We start from the raw sequence: 17,852 nt of genomic DNA, 5'->3' as shown, positions 1-17,852 counted from the left end.
GGCGACCTCTGATCGGATAGATACATGATCCTTTTTCCCGCTATCGACCTGAAAGACGGGCAATGCGTGCGCCTGAAGCTCGGCGACATGGAGCAGGCAACGGTCTACAACCCGGATCCGGGCGCCCAGGCGCGCGCCTTCGAGGAGCAGGGTTTCGAGTGGTTGCATGTGGTCGACCTCAACGGTGCCTTTGCCGGCGAGACCGTTAATGGTGCTGCCGTCGACGCGATCCTCAAGTCGACCAAGAACCCGGTCCAACTCGGCGGCGGCATCCGTACGCTTGACCATATCGACAACTGGCTGTCGCGCGGGCTTGCCCGCGTCATCCTCGGCACCGTCGCGGTGCGCGACCCGGCACTGGTGATCGAAGCCTGCCGAAAATTCCCGGGCAAGGTCGCCGTCGGCATCGACGCTAAGGGCGGCAAGGTTGCGGTCGAGGGCTGGGCCGAGGCGTCGGAACTCGGCGTCATCGAGCTTGCGAAGAAATTCGAGGGTGCCGGCGTATCGGCGATCATCTACACCGACATCGATCGCGACGGCATTCTCACGGGCATCAACTGGCCTTCGACGCTGGAGCTTGCCGATGCGGTTTCGATCCCGGTGATCGCTTCGGGCGGTCTCGCTTCGATGGATGATATCCGGCGAATGATCGCCCCGGATGCGGCAAAACTTGAAGGCGCGATCTCCGGCCGTGCGCTCTATGATGGCCGCATCGACCCGCAGGAAGCCCTGGCGCTGATCCGCGCCACGAGAAAGGCATGAGCCGATGACCCTCAAAGCCCGCGTTATCCCCTGCCTCGACGTCAAGGACGGTCGGGTCGTCAAAGGGGTCAACTTCGTCGACCTGATCGATGCCGGCGACCCGGTGGAGGCAGCCCGCGCCTATGATGCGGCCGGAGCGGACGAGCTCTGCTTCCTCGACATCACCGCCTCGTCGGACAACCGCGAAACCATCTTCGATGTGGTGGCGCGCACGGCCGAGCAGTGTTTCATGCCACTGACCGTCGGCGGTGGCGTGCGTCAGGTGGCCGATATCCGCAAGCTGCTTTTGGCAGGCGCCGACAAGGTGTCGATCAACACGGCGGCGGTGAAGAACCCGGAGTTCGTCGCCGAAGCCGCCGACAAGTTCGGCAACCAGTGCATCGTCGTTGCGATCGACGCCAAGAAAGTCTCGAAGGACGGCGAAGAGAACCGGTGGGAAATCTTCACCCATGGCGGCCGCCAGACGACGGGCATCGATGCGGTGGACTTTGCCCGGCGCGTCGTCGATCTCGGTGCCGGCGAAATCCTTTTGACCTCGATGGATCGTGACGGAACGAAGAGCGGCTACGATATCGCGCTCACCCGGGCGGTTGCCGATGCGGTGCGTGCGCCGGTCATTGCGTCCGGAGGCGTCGGCACGCTCGACCATATGGTTGCCGGCATCCGCGACGGCCATGCGACGGCGGTTCTGGCCGCTTCGATCTTCCACTTCGGCACCTATAGCATTGGCGAAACCAAGCGCTATATGGCCGAACATGGCATCGCCATGCGTCTCGATTGAGTTTCAGGGTTTCGTTCATGAGTGATTTCTCCCTTTCCGACCTCGAGACCATCGTCGCCGCGCGCGCCAAAGCGTCACCGGACGAATCCTGGACGGCGAAACTGGTCGCAAGCGGCCAGCAGAAAGCGGCCAAGAAGCTGGGCGAGGAAGCGGTCGAAACCGTGATCGCAGCGATCCGCAACGACCGCCAGAATCTCGTCGATGAGAGCGCCGATCTGCTCTATCATCTCATGGTCGTATTGAAAATTGCAGACATTCCGTTGCAGGATGTGCTCGACGAACTTGCACGGCGGACAAGCCAATCCGGTCTGCAGGAAAAGGCTAATCGGCAGGATCCATGACCCTAGCTGCGCAAGACATCGAAACGGTCGATCTCCCGGACAATCTCCAGAACCGGGACTATTCGCCCTATCATCTGTTTTCTGCCGAAGAGTGGTCCCGCTTTCGCGCGGACACGCCCCTGACGTTGACGGCAGACGAAGTGCAGCGTCTGCGCTCGCTGAACGACCCGGTGGACCTCGGCGAGGTCAGGCAGATTTACCTGTCGCTGTCGCGGCTTCTGTCCGCGCATGTGGAATCGTCCCAGCTTTTGTTCGAGCAGCGCAAGCGCTTCCTCAGCATGTCCGGCGAGACGAAGACGCCCTTCGTCATCGGCATTGCCGGATCGGTCGCCGTCGGCAAGTCGACGGCCGCACGTATCCTTGCCCAGCTCCTGTCGCGCTGGCCGTCGAGCCCGAAGGTCGATCTGGTGACGACGGACGGCTTCCTCTATCCGAACGCCGTCCTGCAGCGCGAAAACATGATGGATCGCAAGGGCTTCCCGGAAAGCTACGACCTCGGCGCGCTGCTGCGGTTCCTCTCGGCGATCAAGGCCGGCCAGCCCAATGTCAAGGCACCGAGCTATTCGCACATGACCTATGACGTGCTGCCGGACCAGTACACGGTCATCGACCGGCCCGACATTCTGATCTTCGAAGGCATCAACGTCCTGCAATCGCGCAACCTGCCCGCCGACGGCAAGATCGTGCCGATGGTCTCGGACTTCTTCGACTTCTCGATCTACATCGACGCCGAGGAGAGCCTGATCCACAGCTGGTATGTCAGCCGCTTCATGCGCCTCAGGGAAACGGCCTTCAAGAATCCGGAATCCTACTTCCACCGCTATGCGACCATCAGCGAGGATGCGGCGCGCGCGATCGCCGAAGGACTTTGGCACAACATCAACCTGAAGAACCTGCACCAGAACATTCTGCCGACGCGGCCGCGCGCCGACCTCATCCTGCAGAAAGGCCCCAACCACCTCACCGAGAAGGTGGCGCTGCGCAAGCTTTGAGCGTGCAACATGCGTGCGACCCGAGAATACGCAGCGATGGCTTCGCGGAAAATGTGGGCGTGACGCGAAGGCTGCCGCTCTATTTTGACGCGACATGCCTTAGGGGTTCACCCGGCGCAGCGTCAGATTGAGTCGGCCACCGTTCTTGAGCAGCGTCGATGTGTTCGGATAGATCCGGTCGACACCGTGGAAGGCCAGACGCCCCTCGCCGCCGAGCACGACGATATCGCCGCTTTCGAGCCTGAAGGATATGGTCTGGCTGCCGCGCTCTCTGCCGCCGACCCGAAACAGGCAGCTATCGCCAAGGGAAATCGAGACGACTGATGTTTCCAGATCGCGCTCGTCCCTGTCTTGGTGCAGACCCATGCGGGCCTCGTCGGAATAGAAATTCACCAGGCATGCTTCCGGCCGTTTGTCGCTGGCCGAAACCGCATTCCAGATTTCAAGGAGAACATCCGGCATCGGCGGCCACGGCCTGCCCGTCCCCGGATGCTGCGGCTGATAACGGTAGCCCTTCTCGCGGTCGGTCACCCAGCCGAGCGGGCCGCAATTGGTCATGCGCACCGACATCGGCTTACCGGTCTTCGGCATCGCCGGCACGAACAGCGGCGCTTCGTGCACCACGCCCCTGATCGCTTCAACGATCTGCTCCTGACGGGCCCGGTCGAGAAAGCCAGGGATGTGTTTTATTCCTTTCGGGAGAACCTGCATGAGGTTGCCCTCACTCCTCAAGCCCGAGCAGTTTTGCCGGGACGCCGTAGCGCTCAGACCAGCCGGCATAGGCGACATCCGTCGGACCAACGACGTGATCCACCAGATTCCATCGACCGCCCTGGAAGCTGACGAGCGCGAACACCGTCAAGCCATCCATCATGTCGGCCTCGTCGCGAAACCCGGTCTGCGCGAGATCGATGCTGCCGCCGCCCGGACGTTGCGGCTCGACCTGGACGAAGGCCCAGTTCGGCGCCGCTCGCATCGTCGTGACGACGAATTCAACCGAACCGCGCATCTCCGCCTCGACGGCAGGCCGCAAGGCATCAAGGATCGCTGCACGCTCCGAACTACCCTTAGCCGGCTCACGCAGCGATTGCGCGGTGCCGGCGGAGGCAAGTCCAAGACTTGCGACCACCAGAACGACGCTCGAAAATGCACGCATCGACAAGGCTGTCACGCGGCATCCAGATCCGGAATGCGCAGCACCTGACCGGGGTAAATTTTGTCGGGATGGGTCAGCATCGGTTTGTTTGCCTCGAAGATGACCGTGTGCTTGGCGCCCTTGCCCTTGCCGTACTGCGCCTCGGCGATCTTCCAGAGGTTGTCGCCCTTCTTGACGGTATAGAAGACGGGGGCCTTGGCGGGCGCGGGCGCTGCACCGGCATCCGCCACCTTCAGCTCAGACGCTTCGACCGAAGACACGCCGAGCGTGTTGCCGACGGCGACGACCGCCTTCTCGAACGCCGTCTGATCCTTGACGACACCCTTCAGCACCACCTTGTCGTTGACGACTTCGACCTGGACGTCCTTGGTGCCGAGATCGTGCGAAGCGAGTTCCTTCTGGACGCTGTCGGCATCAGGCGCATCGTCGTCACCGCCAATGCCCAACTTCTTGCCGGCGTTCTTGATAAAACTGAAAAGGCCCATGGATTTCTCCTTCTGCAAAAGTTCCTGCGCGATAAGAGAGGGCGCTTGGCGACAAAAGACAAGGGACAGCCGAAAAGAATCCGCAACCGCAAGTCACTCGCCAGTCGGGCGGCCGCGCAACTTCTTGGTCTCGCCGCGACCGGTTTTTTCCTTCAGTCGGCGCTCGATCGAGCCGCGTGTCGGCTTGGTCTTCCTGCGCGGTGGCGGCGGCGGCTCCGCGGCCTTCAGGATCATCTCCTTCAGCCGTTCACGGGCATCCTCGCGGTTGCGCTCCTGGCTGCGAAAGCGACTGGCCTCGATCATCAACACGCCGTCTTTCGAGGCGCGGCGACCGGCGAGCTTCAGGGTGTTGGCCTTGATGCGATCGGTGAGCGCGGGCGAGGCCTGGACATTGAAGAACAACTGAACGGCCGTCGACACCTTGTTGACGTTCTGTCCACCCGGCCCGCCAGCCAGCACGAATTGCTCGCTGAGTTCCCACCCGGCGATAACGATCTGTTCGTTGATGTATAAAGGGTCGCTGGCCATGATCGCTCCTGGCGCTTTCTACTGCATAATTCCTAAAACCGGAATCGATTTACGGAGAAAATTATGCAGCAGATCTCGAGCCTTACAGCGTCCTTTGCGCGTCACATTTGACGCGTGCGCTGCAGCGCACAGAGCGAACCGCTTGAAAACAAGCAACCACAAAAAGTGAAACCCGGCCATTGAGGCCGGGTTTCACGTGAATCATAGCCAGCAATGCTTATTCGGCGGCAATCTTCGTGCCGGGAGCTGCATCGCGGACGCTGCCATCGACATGGTCTTCGAACTTGGCGAAGTTGGCGACGAACATATCGACGAGGCGACGGGCCTGAGCGTCATAGGCGTTACCATCAGCCCAGGTCGAGCGCGGATCAAGAATGCCGTCGTCGACGCCCGGTACCGAAACCGGCACGGCGAAGCCGAAGTTCGCGTCAGTGCGCAGTTCGCTAGCGTTCAGCGAACCGTCGAGGGCTGCCGCGAGCAGGGCGCGGGTCACCTTGATCGGCATGCGGCTGCCGGCGCCATAGGCACCGCCGGTCCAGCCGGTGTTGACCAGCCAGCAGGTGACGCCGTTGTTGGCGATCAGATCCTTCAGCAGGTTGCCGTATTCCGACGGGTGACGCGGCATGAACGGCGCGCCGAAGCAGGTCGAGAACGTTGCTTCCGGCTCGGTGACGCCCTTCTCGGTGCCGGCGACCTTGGCGGTGTAGCCAGACAGGAAGTGATACATCGCCTGTTCCGGCGTCAGCTTGGCGATCGGCGGCATCACGCCGAAGGCATCGGCGGTCAGCATGATGATCGTGCGCGGCTGCGGCGCGGTACCGGTTTCGCTGGCATTCGGGATGAAATCGAGCGGATAGGCGCAGCGGGTGTTTTCGGTCAGCGAACCGTCGTCGAAATCGGGAACCCGGCGTTCGTCGAGAACGACGTTCTCCATGACGGTGCCGAAGCGGCGGGTCGTCGCGAAGATTTCCGGCTCGGCCGCTTCGGAGAGACGGATGGCCTTGGCATAGCAACCGCCTTCGAAATTGAAGACGCCCTGCTCTCCCCAGCCATGCTCATCGTCACCGATCAGCGTGCGGGTCGGATCGGCCGAAAGCGTGGTCTTGCCGGTGCCCGACAGGCCGAAGAAGATGGCGGTATCGCCTTCAGGGCCGACATTGGCCGAGCAGTGCATCGGCATGACGCCCTTCTTCGGCAGCAGGTAGTTCAGAACGGTAAATACCGACTTCTTCATCTCGCCGGCATAGGACGTACCGCCGATGAGAATGAGACCGTTGGTCAGATCGCAGGCAATGACCGTTTCCGTGCGGCAGCCGTGCCGCTCGGGATCAGCCTTGAAGCTCGGCAGGTCGATGATCGTCAGCTTCGGCAGGAAGGAAGCCAGCGCACCACGCTCCGGACGGATCAGCAGGTTGCGAATGAACAGCGAATGCCAGGCAAATTCCGTGACGACGCGGGTCGGCAGGGCATTGTCCTTGTCGGCGCCGCCAACGAGATCCTGGACATAGAGCGACATGCCCTTGGCATGATCAAGCATATCCTGGCGCAGCACGGCGAAATGCTCCGGCGACAGCGGCTTGTTGTTGTCCCACCAGATCTGATCGTCGGTGGACGCATCACGAACGACGAACTTGTCCTTCGGGGAGCGGCCGGTGTGCTGACCGGTGCGCGCAACGATCGCGCCGTGCGCCGTCAGCTGAGCCTCGCCGCGGCGAATGGCTTCTTCATAAAGCTCTGGGGCTTCGAGGTTGTAGCGGACCACATCGAGATCCGTAAAGCCGAGTTTTTCCAAGCCGTTCGCTGCATTGCGAGTGCCGAGTTGCTCCATGGTCAAGCTTCCTTCGTGTTTGGCCATTGGCGTTAAATCTGGCCGGAACATACTTGCATGCTCTCTCAAAAACAAGGCGACGTCAAAAAAAGAATAATGATTTCAGTATATTAATCGATTTAAAGAAAATTATCGTTTTTTTAATCGGTTGAATCCGAGTTCCCTGCGCCATATCTGCCTCTGGGCGACGGAGTGTACGCTTGAGCGCATTTTGGGCTTCGCCACAATTTGTTCCACCTTTATACTCAAGTAACGCACCCGTGACTCGCGGTTGCCGCAGATTCGGAGACGAAACCGGCGATCGGCCTCAAATGACGGAGTTGAACACGATGCAGACCATCGCGCTTGTCGATGATGACCGGAATATCCTGACGTCCGTATCCATCGCGCTTGAAGCTGAAGGCTACAAGGTCGAGACCTATACCGACGGCGCCTCGGCGCTCGAAGGCCTATTGGCCCGACCGCCGCAGCTTGCGATCTTCGACATCAAGATGCCGCGCATGGACGGCATGGAGCTGTTGCGGCGCCTGCGTCAGAAGTCGGATTTGCCGGTGATCTTCCTGACCTCCAAGGACGAGGAAATCGACGAGCTCTTCGGCCTGAAGATGGGTGCGGACGATTTCATCACCAAGCCGTTCTCCCAGCGCCTGCTGGTCGAGCGCGTCAAGGCGATCCTGCGCCGGGCGGCCAACCGCGAAGCGGCTGCAGCCGGCGGCACCGCCGGAACACCCAAGACTTCCGACACGCCCTCGCGCTCGCTCGAGCGTGGGCAGCTGGCCATGGACCAGGAGCGCCACACCTGCACCTGGAAGAACGAGCCGGTCACGCTTACGGTGACCGAGTTTCTCATTCTTCACTCCCTCGCCCAGCGCCCGGGCGTGGTGAAGAGCCGCGACGCGCTGATGGACGCCGCCTATGACGAGCAGGTCTATGTCGACGACCGCACCATCGACAGCCACATCAAACGGCTGCGCAAGAAGTTCAAGATGGTCGACAATGACTTCGACATGATCGAGACGCTTTACGGCGTCGGCTACCGCTTCCGCGAGATGGCCTGAAGCGACGCGGGGTCTCAGCACTTGCCATCGCGTCGTTTGTGGAGCATTCAGAACCGACGCGATGGCGGCAGGCTTTGACCCGCCTCTTGGCTTGGCCGGTGGCATCGGATCCACGAGACCGAAGACCAGAAAGAACATCCGCGGATCTGCGAAACCCGACATCCGGGTGACGCCTGGTCGCAATCAGAAGATACGGCGGGGATACTCCCGCTGCGGGAGCGGAAAGACTTGGTGGAAGTCTTGCAAGGCGATGTCGATGAACTTGACGGACGGACATCGGCGAAAGGCCGGCGCTGGGCCTATTCGTTCACGCTGATTCGCCGCCTGTTCGGCAACGCCGTCTTTTCGAGCCTGACGCGACGGATCGTCTTCTTCAATCTCGTTGCGCTCGTGGTTCTGGTCGGCGGGATCATGTATCTCAACCAGTTTCGCGAAGGGCTGATCGACGCCCGCGTCGAAAGCCTGCTGACCCAGGGCGAAATCATCGCCGGCGCCATTTCGGCTTCCGCCTCCGTCGACACCAATTCGATCACCATCGATCCTGAAAAACTGCTGGAGCTGCAGGCCGGCCAGAGCATCACGCCGCTGCCGAGCGACGAAGACCTCGATTTCCCCATCATCCAGGAACGGGTGGCTCCGGTGCTCAGGCGGCTGATCTCGCCGACCCGCACCCGCGCGCGCCTGTTCGACGCCGATGCGGATCTGCTGCTCGATTCGCGCCACCTTTATAGCGGCGGCCAGGTGCTGCGCTTCGACCTGCCGCCCGTCGATCCCGAAGCCACCGGTATCGAGGAAAAGTTCGGAAGCTGGATCAACCGCCTGCTGCAGTCGGGCGACCTGCCGCTCTACAAGGAGCCGCCGGGCGGCAACGGATCGATCTATCCGGAAGTGATGAACGCGCTGACCGGCGTGCGTGGTGCGGTGCGCCGCGTGACCGAAAAGGGCGAGCTCATCGTCTCGGTCGCCGTGCCAGTGCAGCGGTCCCGCGCCGTTCTCGGCGTGCTGCTCTTGTCCACCCAGGCCGGCGATATCGACAAGATCGTGCATGCCGAACGCCTCGCCATCATCCGCGTGTTCGGGGTAGCCGCCCTCGTCAACGTCATTCTGTCGCTGCTCTTGTCGTCGACGATCGCCAATCCGTTGCGGCGCCTTTCGGCCGCCGCCATCCGGGTGCGTCGCGGCGGTGCCAAGGAGCGCGAGGAAATTCCTGATTTCTCGTCGCGCCAGGACGAGATCGGCAATCTCTCCGTCGCGTTGCGCGAGATGACGACCGCACTCTACGACAGAATCGCGGCGATCGAGAATTTCGCCGCCGACGTCAGCCATGAGTTGAAGAATCCGCTGACGTCGCTGCGCAGCGCAGTCGAAACGCTTCCGCTCGCCCGCACCGACGAATCGAAGAAGCGGCTGATGGACGTCATCCAGCATGACGTTCGTCGCCTCGACCGCCTGATCAGCGATATCTCCGACGCCTCGCGTCTTGACGCCGAGCTTGCGCGTAGCGACGCCAAGGTGATCGACCTCGAAAAACTGCTGGGCGACCTCGTCGATATCTCGCGCCAGATCCGCAGCAAGAAGAAGCCGGTGCTGCTCGATTTCGTCATCGACCGCAAGGACAGCCCCAAGGCGCGCTTCGCCATCAACGGCTACGAACTGCGCATCGGCCAGATCATCACCAATCTGATCGAAAACGCCCGCTCCTTCGTACCCGAACAGGGCGGCCGCATCGTCGTGCGCCTGACGCGCTCCCGGTCGCGCTGCCTCGTCTATATCGAGGACAATGGTCCCGGCATCCAGGCAGAAGACATCGACCGGATCTTCGAACGCTTCTATACCGACAGGCCGGAAGGCGAAGACTTCGGCCAGAACTCCGGTCTTGGCCTGTCCATCTCCCGGCAGATTGCCGAAGCGCACGGCGGCACGCTGAAGGCCGAGAACATCATGGGTCCGGATCGGCGGATCGTCGGCGCCCGCTTCGTGCTTTCCCTGCCCGCCGAGCCGCACGCGTGACGCCGCGGCACAACATTCACGGCACGGCAATGGTTCTCGGCACGACCGGCTTTCTGGTAACCGGACCTTCCGGCATCGGCAAATCGCGGCTGGCGCTCGCCTGTATTTCGGCGGCACAGCAGATGGGACACTTTGCGGCACTGGTCGCCGACGATCGTGTCGACCTGTCAATGGAGCAGGGCCGAATAATCGCCCGTTGCCCCGCGTCGATCGAAGGCCTGATAGAGATCCGCGGCGCCGGCATTGCCAGGCTCGAGACGGTGCATGCAGCGGTAATGGATTGGGCAATCCTGCCCGTCAACGCGCCATTCGATCCGCGCATGCCGCCGGAAAACGAGGAACTTCCCCTACCCGGCGGTGGCAGCCTGCCAATTGTTCGCGTCCCCATTGAAAACGGCGTACACGTGCTTGCTGTTCTGCGTGTGCTGCTACCCGAAAAATTAGGATTTTAGCTATAGTTGCAGGCAACTGGGCTGGTTTTTCGGCATTTTTGGCTTGCACTTCGCCTTTTCCTTGCCAAGATGGCCGCCCCAACAGGTGGACGAAATTGCTGCATTGCGATATCTGACCATCAGTGAATTGCGCGTGCAGTCGGAGAAAAGATACCCATGATCGGACTTGTGCTTGTCACCCATGGCAAGCTGGCTGAGGAATTCCGGCACGCGCTCGAGCATGTTGTCGGTCCGCAAAAAGCTATCGAGACCGTTTGCATCGGCCCCGAGGACGACATGGATCAGCGTCGGCAGGATATCCTCGACGCCGTGACCAATGTCGACGAGGGCCACGGTGTCATCATTCTCACCGATATGTTCGGCGGCACGCCTTCCAATCTTGCCATCTCGGTCATGCGCAGCGGCACGGTCGAAGTCATCGCCGGCGTCAACCTGCCGATGCTGATCAAGCTGGCCGGCGTGCGTGGCGAAAGCGACATGGACAAGGCCCTGCTGGAGGCTTCCGAGGCGGGACGCAAATACATCAACGTCGCCAGCCGCGTCCTGAGTGGAAAATGATGGACCATCGCACCGACATGTTGCTGACGCGCGAGCTCCTCATCGTCAACAAACGCGGCCTCCACGCCCGCGCTTCGGCGAAGTTCGTACAAACGGTCGAGGCCTACGATGCCGAAATCACGGTGTCGAAGGACGGCAGCACCGTCGGGGGCACCTCGATCATGGGCCTGATGATGCTGGCCGCCAGCACCGGCTCAAGCGTTTGCGTCACCGCCAGCGGTGCGCAGGCCGAAGAAGCGCTGAATGCGCTCGACGCGCTTGTGCGCGACAAGTTCGGCGAAGAAATGTGACCGACAATATAAAGATATAAAGACTTCTTTATATCGAGGTTGCCCTGCCCCAGGATTCCTGATAGATCGATCGCACTCTCACCGCGATGACATGCGCGGGAGGCATAGTCGTGCCGCCGGATGGCCAGAGGGCCAGAGCGGCTTGAAGAGATCAGCCTGGAGAATTTCATGACCACCACTCAGGATTACATCGTCGCCGACATCGGTCTTGCCGATTTCGGACGCAAGGAAATCACGATCGCCGAAACCGAGATGCCGGGCCTGATCGCCTGCCGCGAAGAGTTCGGCGCCTCCAAGCCGCTGAAGGGCGCGCGGATCACCGGTTCGCTGCACATGACCATCCAGACGGCCGTGCTGATCGAGACGCTCGCGGCTCTCGGCGCTGACATCCGTTGGGCCTCGTGCAACATCTTCTCGACCCAGGACCACGCAGCCGCAGCAATTGCTGCCAGCGGCATCCCGGTCTTCGCCGTCAAGGGCGAAACGCTTGAAGAATACTGGACCTACACCGACAAGATCTTCCAGTGGACCGACGGCGGCGTCTCCAACATGATCCTGGACGACGGTGGCGACGCGACCATGTACATCCTGCTCGGCGCCCGCGCCGAAGCCGGCGAGGACGTTCTCTCCAACCCGGGTTCGGAAGAAGAAGAGATCCTGTTCGCGCAGATCAAGAAGCGCCTCCAGGCTTCGCCGGGCTGGTTCACCAAGCAGCGTGACGCCATCAAGGGCGTGACCGAGGAAACGACGACAGGCGTCAACCGTCTGTACCAGCTCCAGGCCAAGGGCCTGCTGCCCTTCCCGGCAATCAACGTCAACGATTCCGTCACCAAGTCGAAGTTCGACAACAAGTACGGCTGCAAGGAATCGCTGGTTGACGGCATCCGCCGCGGCACCGACGTGATGATGGCCGGCAAGGTTGCCGTTGTCTGCGGCTACGGCGACGTCGGCAAGGGCTCGGCTGCTTCGCTCAGCGGCGCTGGCGCCCGCGTAAAGGTCACGGAAGTCGACCCGATCTGCGCCCTGCAGGCAGCCATGGACGGTTTCGAAGTCGTCCAGCTCGAAGATGTTGTTTCGTCTGCCGACATCTTCATCACCACGACCGGCAACAAGGACGTCATCCGCATGGACCACATGCGCGAGATGAAGGACATGGCGATCGTCGGCAACATCGGCCACTTCGACAACGAAATTCAGGTCTCCGCGCTGCGTAACCTGAAGTGGACGAACATCAAGCCGCAGGTCGACATGATCGAGTTCCCGAAGGGCAACCGCATGATCCTTCTGTCGGAAGGTCGCCTGCTCAACCTCGGCAACGCCACCGGTCACCCGTCCTTCGTGATGTCCGCTTCGTTCTCCAACCAGGTGCTGGCTCAGATCGAGCTTTTCACCAAGGGTGAGAACTACAAGAACGAAGTCTACGTTCTGCCGAAGGCGCTCGACGAGAAGGTTGCCCGCCTGCACCTGAACAAGCTGGGCGCGAAGCTCTCCGAGCTGTCGCGCGAACAGGCCGACTATATCGGCGTCGGCCAGCAGGGTCCGTTCAAGCCGGAACACTACCGGTACTAATCGTTACCCGGGCAATCCACAACATGTTGTGGCCGCGTTCTTGACAAGAGAGCGCGGCCTCTTTTTTGGGCAGCTCCCTTCCCGGCGATTCGTCAACGAAGTATGCTCTAACCCATTGATTCGTGATGCCGGTGCGGACCTTCGGGCATTGCGAGTGGGATGTCTTGTCGGCAAGCGGCAAACAGACGGAGACAGACCGGGGATGCAATCAGAACTGACGCGAACCCTTCAACCGGGTATCGCCGGAACTGCGCATGGCACTACAGGGCCGGCAGCACCCTTCGGGCAGACGGGGACGGCAGCGCCATGACAACAGCACAACAAACCTCATCGGGCGGTCGCCGCAAAGGTCCGGTATATCTCCGCCGCCTGATGGCTTGCACGGCGCTTTTCGCTGCGACCGATGCGGTCGCCCAGGTCTCGGCGCAGAAGGCGAATATCTTCGGTTCGTCGGAGGTCATCACCTTCTCCGTCCTCATCGGCGTCATTTCCGCGGCGATGATCTCGGCAATCTGGCTGATCCGCCAGCGCGGCAATATCGAGGCTGAAAACCGCGAGCTGCGATCCGACCTTTCGGACGCCAATCAGCGCCTCTCGCGCTTCCAGGCGCTCATTGCCGACAAGAACCGCCGCATCGTCATCTGGGATGGGCTTGCCGAGCGGGCCGAGTTGCTCGGCCAGTTGCCGGCAGAAACCGGCGCGCCTGCAGACGATCGCGAGTTCCTGGCCTTTGGGCGCTGGATTAAGGCGAATTCCGCCAGCGAGCTCGAAAAGGCGATCGACGCCTTGCGCACGCAGGCACGCAGCTTCGATCTGGTGCTCGAAACGACGCGCAACGAAGTCCTGGAGGCACAAGGCCGCGTTTCCGGCGGACGCGCTTTTGTGCGCTTCATCGCGCTTAACAACATGCGGGCTGAACTGGCTGAACTGAAGCTCGAACGCGATCGCCTCAACAACTCGCTGACGTCCTTCCGCACCCTGCTCGACGCGATCGACCTGCCGGTCTGGCAGCGCGGCACCGATGGAGCGCTGAGCTGGGTCAACGAGGCCTATGCCGACGCCGTGGAAGCCCCCAACGTCGCTGCAGCCATCGCCGAGGGCCGTGAACTGCTGGCGACCGTGGCACGCGAAAAAATACGCGCCGTCTCGACCTTCGACACGCCATTCCGAGACAAGCTGTCGACCGTGGTCAAGGGCAACCGCACATTCTTCGACGTCGTCGACGCACGCAGCCCGGCCGGAACGACCGGCATTGCCATCGACGTCTCCGGCGTCGAGGCTGTGCGGGAAGAACTCAATCGCACGCTCAAGAGCCACGCGGAAACGCTTGACCATCTCGCAACGCCGGTCGCAATCTTCGACGGCAATCAGCGCCTGCAATTCTACAACCAGGCCTTCCAGCGCCTCTGGAACCTGGACATGGGCTTCCTCGAGCGCAAGCCGGACAATGGCGAAGTGCTCGACCGTCTGCGCTCGGGCGGACAGCTGCCCGAACAGCTCAACTGGAAACAGTGGAAGGCGAACGCGCTCTCCGTCTACCAGGCGCTCGATACGCAATCCGACCTCTGGCACCTGCCGAACGGCCAGACGCTACGGGTATTCGCAACGGCACGGCCGCAAGGCGGCGTCACGTGGGTATTCGAGAACCTAACCGAGAAGGTCGATCTGGAAACCCGCTACAACACGCTGGTCCAGGTCCAGGGCGAAACGATCGACCATCTGGCCGAAGGCGTTGCGGTGTTCGGTCCCGATGGCCGCATCCGGCTTTCCAACCCGGCCTTTCGCGCGACCTGGGGCATCAACGAGACCGAGGCGAAGCCAGGCACGCATATCCGCGCGATCGAGCAGGCCTGCCTCATGTCCTACGACCAGCCGGACGGCTGGAAGCGGTTCTCCCATATCATCACCAGTTTCGACGACGAACGGCCCTCGAGTCGAGGCATTCTTGAACTTCGAACCGGGCTGATCCTCGACTACGCCGTCATTCCGCTGCCAAACGCCCAGACGATGCTGACCTTCGTCAACATCACCGACAGCGTGCGGGTCGAACGGGCACTGACCGAGAAGAACGATGCGCTGCGCAAGGCGGATGCGCTGAAGAACGACTTCGTTCATCACGTGTCCTACGAGCTGCGCTCGCCGCTTACCAACATCATCGGTTTTGCCGATTTGCTGAAGACGCCTGCCTTTGGTGACCTCAACGATCGGCAGGCGGAATATGTCGATCACATCGCCACGTCCTCGTCGCTGCTTTTGACCATCGTCAACGACATTCTCGATCTTGCGACCGTCGACGCCGGCATCGTCGAGCTCGACATGTCGGAAATCAATCTTACCGACTTCCTCGACGACATCGCCCATCAGATGGCTGACCGACTGGTCGAGGGCGGCGTCACACTGCGCGTTGCGGCACCCGACAACCTCGGACGCATGGTCGCCGACCAGCAGCGGCTGAAGCAGATTTTCGTCAAGCTGCTCACCAACGCCGCCAACTTTGCTCCTGACGGTAGTGTCATCGAGCTTTCGTGCCGGCGCGACGGTGGAGACTTCGTCTTTTCCGTTTCGGACAGCGGACCGGGCATTCCCCAGGACGTGCTCGATACGGTGTTCAACCGCTTCGAAAGCCACGGTCAGCGCGGCGGCGCCGGCCTTGGCCTGTCGATCGTCGAGAGCTTCGTCAGCCTTCACCACGGCACCGTGTCGATCCGCAGCCGTGAGGGCGAAGGCACCGAGGTCAGCTGCCGTATCCCTTCGGCAGAGGTCCCGAAGATCGTCGCGGCGGAATAATGAAGCCGATCGAACGCTTCCTGAAGGACGAGGCAGCCACGATCCAGCTTGGCGAAGACCTGGCTCTGGCGCTGAAAGTCGGCGACTGCCTGGCTCTCTCGGGTGATCTTGGGGCCGGAAAGTCGACCTTGGCACGCGCCTTCCTGCGCGCCGTCGCCGATGACGACGGGCTGGAAGTCCCGAGCCCGACATTTACGCTGGTGCAGAGCTACGACCTGCGCATTCCCGTGGCGCATTTCGATCTCTATCGGCTGGCAGATGCCAGCGAACTCGATGAGCTGGGCTTCGACGAGGCGCTGTCTCTGGGCGTCTGCCTGGTCGAATGGCCGGAGAGGGCCGACGGGGCGTTGCCTTCCGACAGGATCGTGCTGCAGATCACCCATGAGGCGGCCGGACGAACCGCCAGCATCGCCGGCCCCGAAGATGCCCTGCAGCGCATTACCCGCTCGCTGGCGATCCGCGATTTCCTCGCAGGTAACGGATTTGCGGACGCGCGCCGACGTCACCTGAGCGGCGATGCCTCGGTGCGAGCATACGAACGGGTCGACGGCCGAGACGGCCTTCCGAGCCGGATCCTGATGGATGCCGCGCGGCATAAGCCCGGTCCGATCCTCCAGGATGGCAGGTACTACCAGCAACTCGCGCATATCGCCGAAGATGTGATCCCCTTCGTCGCCATCGACGAGCTCCTCAGAGAACGGGGCTTTGCAGCACCTGTGATCTACGCACGCGATCTCGACCAGGGAATTCTGCTGATCGAGGACCTCGGCTCCGAAGGAGTACTCGACGAGGCCGGGAAGCCGATCGAGGCACGCTACGTCGAAAGCGCGCGCTTGCTCGCCCGACTTCACGCCACCCCGGCAAGGCGTGACATCGCGCTCTCCGGCGGCGTAGAGCACCATATCCCTGATTTCGACCGGAGGGCGATGAAGATAGAGACCCGGCTGCTCACCGACTGGTACCTGCCGTGGAAACGCGGCGAGCCGGCGACGGAACAGGAAAAGCAGGAATACGCGGCGATCTGGGACGACCTCATCGACCTCATCGCGACGTCGGAGAAGAACCTGCTCCTGCGCGACTTTCACTCGCCGAACATCATCTGGCGTCCCGAGCACGAGGGTCTCCAGCGTGTCGGCCTGATCGACTTCCAGGATGCGATGATTGGCCCGACGGCCTATGACGTGGCGTCACTGGTGCAGGACGCTCGGGTGACGATCGAACCGGCACTGGCAAGCCGCATGATGGATGCCTATCTCGGCGACCGCCGCGCTGCCGGTTCGTTCGACGAGGCCCTGTTCCTTCGCGACTGGCATCTGATGTCGGCGCAGCGCAACTGCAAGCTCGTCGGCATCTGGGTGCGGCTGATGCAGCGCGACGGCAAACCCGGCTATATGAAGCATATGCCGCGCACTTTCGCCTATCTCGAAGTCGCTCTCATGCACGAAGCGCTGAAACCCTTGCGCGACTGGTGTATGAAGACGGGAATCATCGTGCCAGAATCAGCGAACTGACAGAGAAGCAATGTCGATCAGCAATGCGATGGTGCTCGCGGCGGGCCTCGGTACCCGTCTACGCCCGATCACCAACTCCATCCCGAAGCCACTGGTGAAGATCGCCGGCAAGCCGATGATCGACTATGTTCTGGATCTGCTGGTGAACGCCGGCGTCACCAGGGCAGCCGTCAACGTCCACCACTTCGCCGACCAGATGGAAGCACATCTGGCGCAGCGCCCGGCGCCCGAAATCGTGATTTCCGACGAACGCGATGCGCTGATGAATTCGGGCGGTGGCCTGGTCAAGGGGCTGAAGCTGCTTGCCGATGGCCCCGTTCTGGTGATGAACGCCGATCTCTTCTGGGTTGGCGAGGAAGCGGGCAAGCCCAGCAATCTCGAGCGGCTCGCCGGCTTCTTCGATCCGCAGCGCATGGACATGGCACTGCTTTGCGTGCGCGACGAGGATACGACCGGGCACAACGGCAAGAGGGACTTTTCGCTCGGCACCGACGGCCGTCTGGTCCGCTATGCCGAGGGCATGGACAATCCCGTGGTCTATGCCGGCGCGATCGCGCTCGACAAGAAACTGTTTGCCGACGCGCCGGATGATGCGTTCAACCTGAACATCTATTTCGATCGGGCGATCGCCGAAGGCCGATTGTTCGGCATCGTGCTCGACGGCCACTGGATGACTGTGGGCACGCCAGAGGCGATCGAAGACGCTGAAGCCGCGATCCGCCGCTACCAGCCGGAAGGATGAGC

At 61.7% G+C, this 17,852-nt stretch carries 18 protein-coding genes; 13 read left to right on the top strand and 5 right to left on the bottom strand.

Going from position 1 to position 17,852, the window contains the following annotated elements:
* Positions 1–24 precede the first annotated feature (24 nt).
* Genes hisA through coaA form a run of 4 tightly spaced genes read left to right on the top strand, consistent with a single transcriptional unit; the run spans position 25 to position 2,876 of the window.
* Positions 25–762: a 1-(5-phosphoribosyl)-5-[(5-phosphoribosylamino)methylideneamino]imidazole-4-carboxamide isomerase gene (hisA, locus tag BKP54_RS29260; protein ID WP_025425355.1), complete on the top strand. Its 738-nt coding sequence runs from the start codon at positions 25–27 to the stop codon at positions 760–762.
* A gap of 4 nt (positions 763–766) precedes the next feature.
* Positions 767–1,543 carry an imidazole glycerol phosphate synthase subunit HisF gene (gene hisF, locus BKP54_RS29255; protein ID WP_025425354.1) on the top strand — a complete coding sequence of 259 codons (777 nt, stop codon included), beginning with the start codon at positions 767–769 and terminating at the stop codon, positions 1,541–1,543.
* A 17-nt stretch (positions 1,544–1,560) separates the two neighbouring features.
* Positions 1,561–1,884, top strand: a complete 324-nt coding sequence (locus BKP54_RS29250) for a phosphoribosyl-ATP diphosphatase (protein WP_025425353.1) — start codon at positions 1,561–1,563, stop codon at positions 1,882–1,884.
* A complete protein-coding gene (gene coaA, locus BKP54_RS29245; protein ID WP_025425352.1) occupies positions 1,881–2,876 on the top strand; it encodes a type I pantothenate kinase in 996 nt (331 codons plus the stop codon). The genes BKP54_RS29250 and coaA overlap by 4 nt, the downstream gene beginning before the upstream one ends.
* Positions 2,877–2,975: 99 nt before the next feature.
* Here the strand turns inward: coaA and BKP54_RS29240 are convergent, their stop codons facing one another.
* The 5 genes from BKP54_RS29240 to BKP54_RS29220 form a co-directional block, all read right to left on the bottom strand.
* A complete protein-coding gene (locus BKP54_RS29240) occupies positions 2,976–3,587 on the bottom strand; it encodes an alpha-ketoglutarate-dependent dioxygenase AlkB (protein ID WP_025425351.1) in 612 nt (203 codons plus the stop codon).
* 10 nt (positions 3,588–3,597) lie between these two features.
* Positions 3,598–4,047 (bottom strand): hypothetical protein, encoded by a 450-nt coding sequence (locus BKP54_RS29235; protein ID WP_025425350.1) that lies wholly within the window; start codon positions 4,045–4,047, stop codon positions 3,598–3,600.
* Positions 4,044–4,517 (bottom strand): peptidoglycan-binding protein LysM, encoded by a 474-nt coding sequence (lysM, locus tag BKP54_RS29230; RefSeq protein WP_025425349.1) that lies wholly within the window; start codon positions 4,515–4,517, stop codon positions 4,044–4,046. The genes BKP54_RS29235 and lysM overlap by 4 nt, the downstream gene beginning before the upstream one ends.
* 93 nt (positions 4,518–4,610) lie before the next feature.
* Positions 4,611–5,045, bottom strand: coding sequence for an alternative ribosome rescue aminoacyl-tRNA hydrolase ArfB (arfB, locus tag BKP54_RS29225; RefSeq protein WP_025425348.1), 435 nt, complete (start codon positions 5,043–5,045; stop codon positions 4,611–4,613).
* 217 nt (positions 5,046–5,262) lie between these two features.
* Entirely contained in the window at positions 5,263–6,873 is a 1,611-nt protein-coding gene (locus BKP54_RS29220) for a phosphoenolpyruvate carboxykinase (RefSeq protein ID WP_025425347.1), read from the bottom strand.
* 329 nt (positions 6,874–7,202) lie between these two features.
* Here BKP54_RS29220 and chvI point away from each other — a divergent pair, with 329 nt between their 5' ends.
* From chvI to BKP54_RS29175, 9 genes are all read left to right on the top strand, one after another.
* The gene (gene chvI, locus BKP54_RS29215; protein ID WP_025425346.1) at positions 7,203–7,931 is read left to right on the top strand and encodes a two-component system response regulator ChvI; all 729 of its coding nucleotides are present in this window, start codon (positions 7,203–7,205) and stop codon (positions 7,929–7,931) included.
* A 228-nt stretch (positions 7,932–8,159) separates the two neighbouring features.
* The gene (locus BKP54_RS29210) at positions 8,160–9,941 is read left to right on the top strand and encodes a sensor histidine kinase (RefSeq protein WP_025425345.1); all 1,782 of its coding nucleotides are present in this window, start codon (positions 8,160–8,162) and stop codon (positions 9,939–9,941) included.
* A 29-nt stretch (positions 9,942–9,970) separates the two neighbouring features.
* Positions 9,971–10,393, top strand: a complete 423-nt coding sequence (locus BKP54_RS29205) for a serine kinase (RefSeq protein WP_051509138.1) — start codon at positions 9,971–9,973, stop codon at positions 10,391–10,393.
* A gap of 156 nt (positions 10,394–10,549) precedes the next feature.
* On the top strand, positions 10,550–10,951 hold the full coding sequence (locus tag BKP54_RS29200; protein ID WP_025425343.1) for a PTS sugar transporter subunit IIA: 402 nt from the start codon (positions 10,550–10,552) through the stop codon (positions 10,949–10,951).
* Positions 10,948–11,241 (top strand): HPr family phosphocarrier protein, encoded by a 294-nt coding sequence (locus BKP54_RS29195; protein ID WP_025425342.1) that lies wholly within the window; start codon positions 10,948–10,950, stop codon positions 11,239–11,241. Before BKP54_RS29200 ends, BKP54_RS29195 begins: the two co-directional genes overlap by 4 nt.
* 168 nt (positions 11,242–11,409) lie before the next feature.
* Positions 11,410–12,810 carry an adenosylhomocysteinase gene (ahcY, locus tag BKP54_RS29190; protein ID WP_025425341.1) on the top strand — a complete coding sequence of 467 codons (1,401 nt, stop codon included), beginning with the start codon at positions 11,410–11,412 and terminating at the stop codon, positions 12,808–12,810.
* A 306-nt stretch (positions 12,811–13,116) separates the two neighbouring features.
* On the top strand, positions 13,117–15,597 hold the full coding sequence (locus BKP54_RS29185) for a PAS domain-containing sensor histidine kinase (RefSeq protein ID WP_057206490.1): 2,481 nt from the start codon (positions 13,117–13,119) through the stop codon (positions 15,595–15,597).
* The gene (gene tsaE, locus BKP54_RS29180; RefSeq protein ID WP_025425339.1) at positions 15,597–17,108 is read left to right on the top strand and encodes a tRNA (adenosine(37)-N6)-threonylcarbamoyltransferase complex ATPase subunit type 1 TsaE; all 1,512 of its coding nucleotides are present in this window, start codon (positions 15,597–15,599) and stop codon (positions 17,106–17,108) included. The genes BKP54_RS29185 and tsaE overlap by 1 nt, the downstream gene beginning before the upstream one ends.
* A gap of 10 nt (positions 17,109–17,118) precedes the next feature.
* Positions 17,119–17,850, top strand: coding sequence for a nucleotidyltransferase family protein (locus BKP54_RS29175; protein ID WP_025425338.1), 732 nt, complete (start codon positions 17,119–17,121; stop codon positions 17,848–17,850).
* The last annotated feature ends 2 nt before the right edge of the window (positions 17,851–17,852 follow it).

It is taken from the genome of Ensifer sp. 1H6, from assembly GCF_001976035.1.
Lineage (GTDB): Bacteria > Pseudomonadota > Alphaproteobacteria > Rhizobiales > Rhizobiaceae > Ensifer > Ensifer canadensis.
This window is presented reverse-complemented; position numbering and strand designations above follow the sequence as displayed.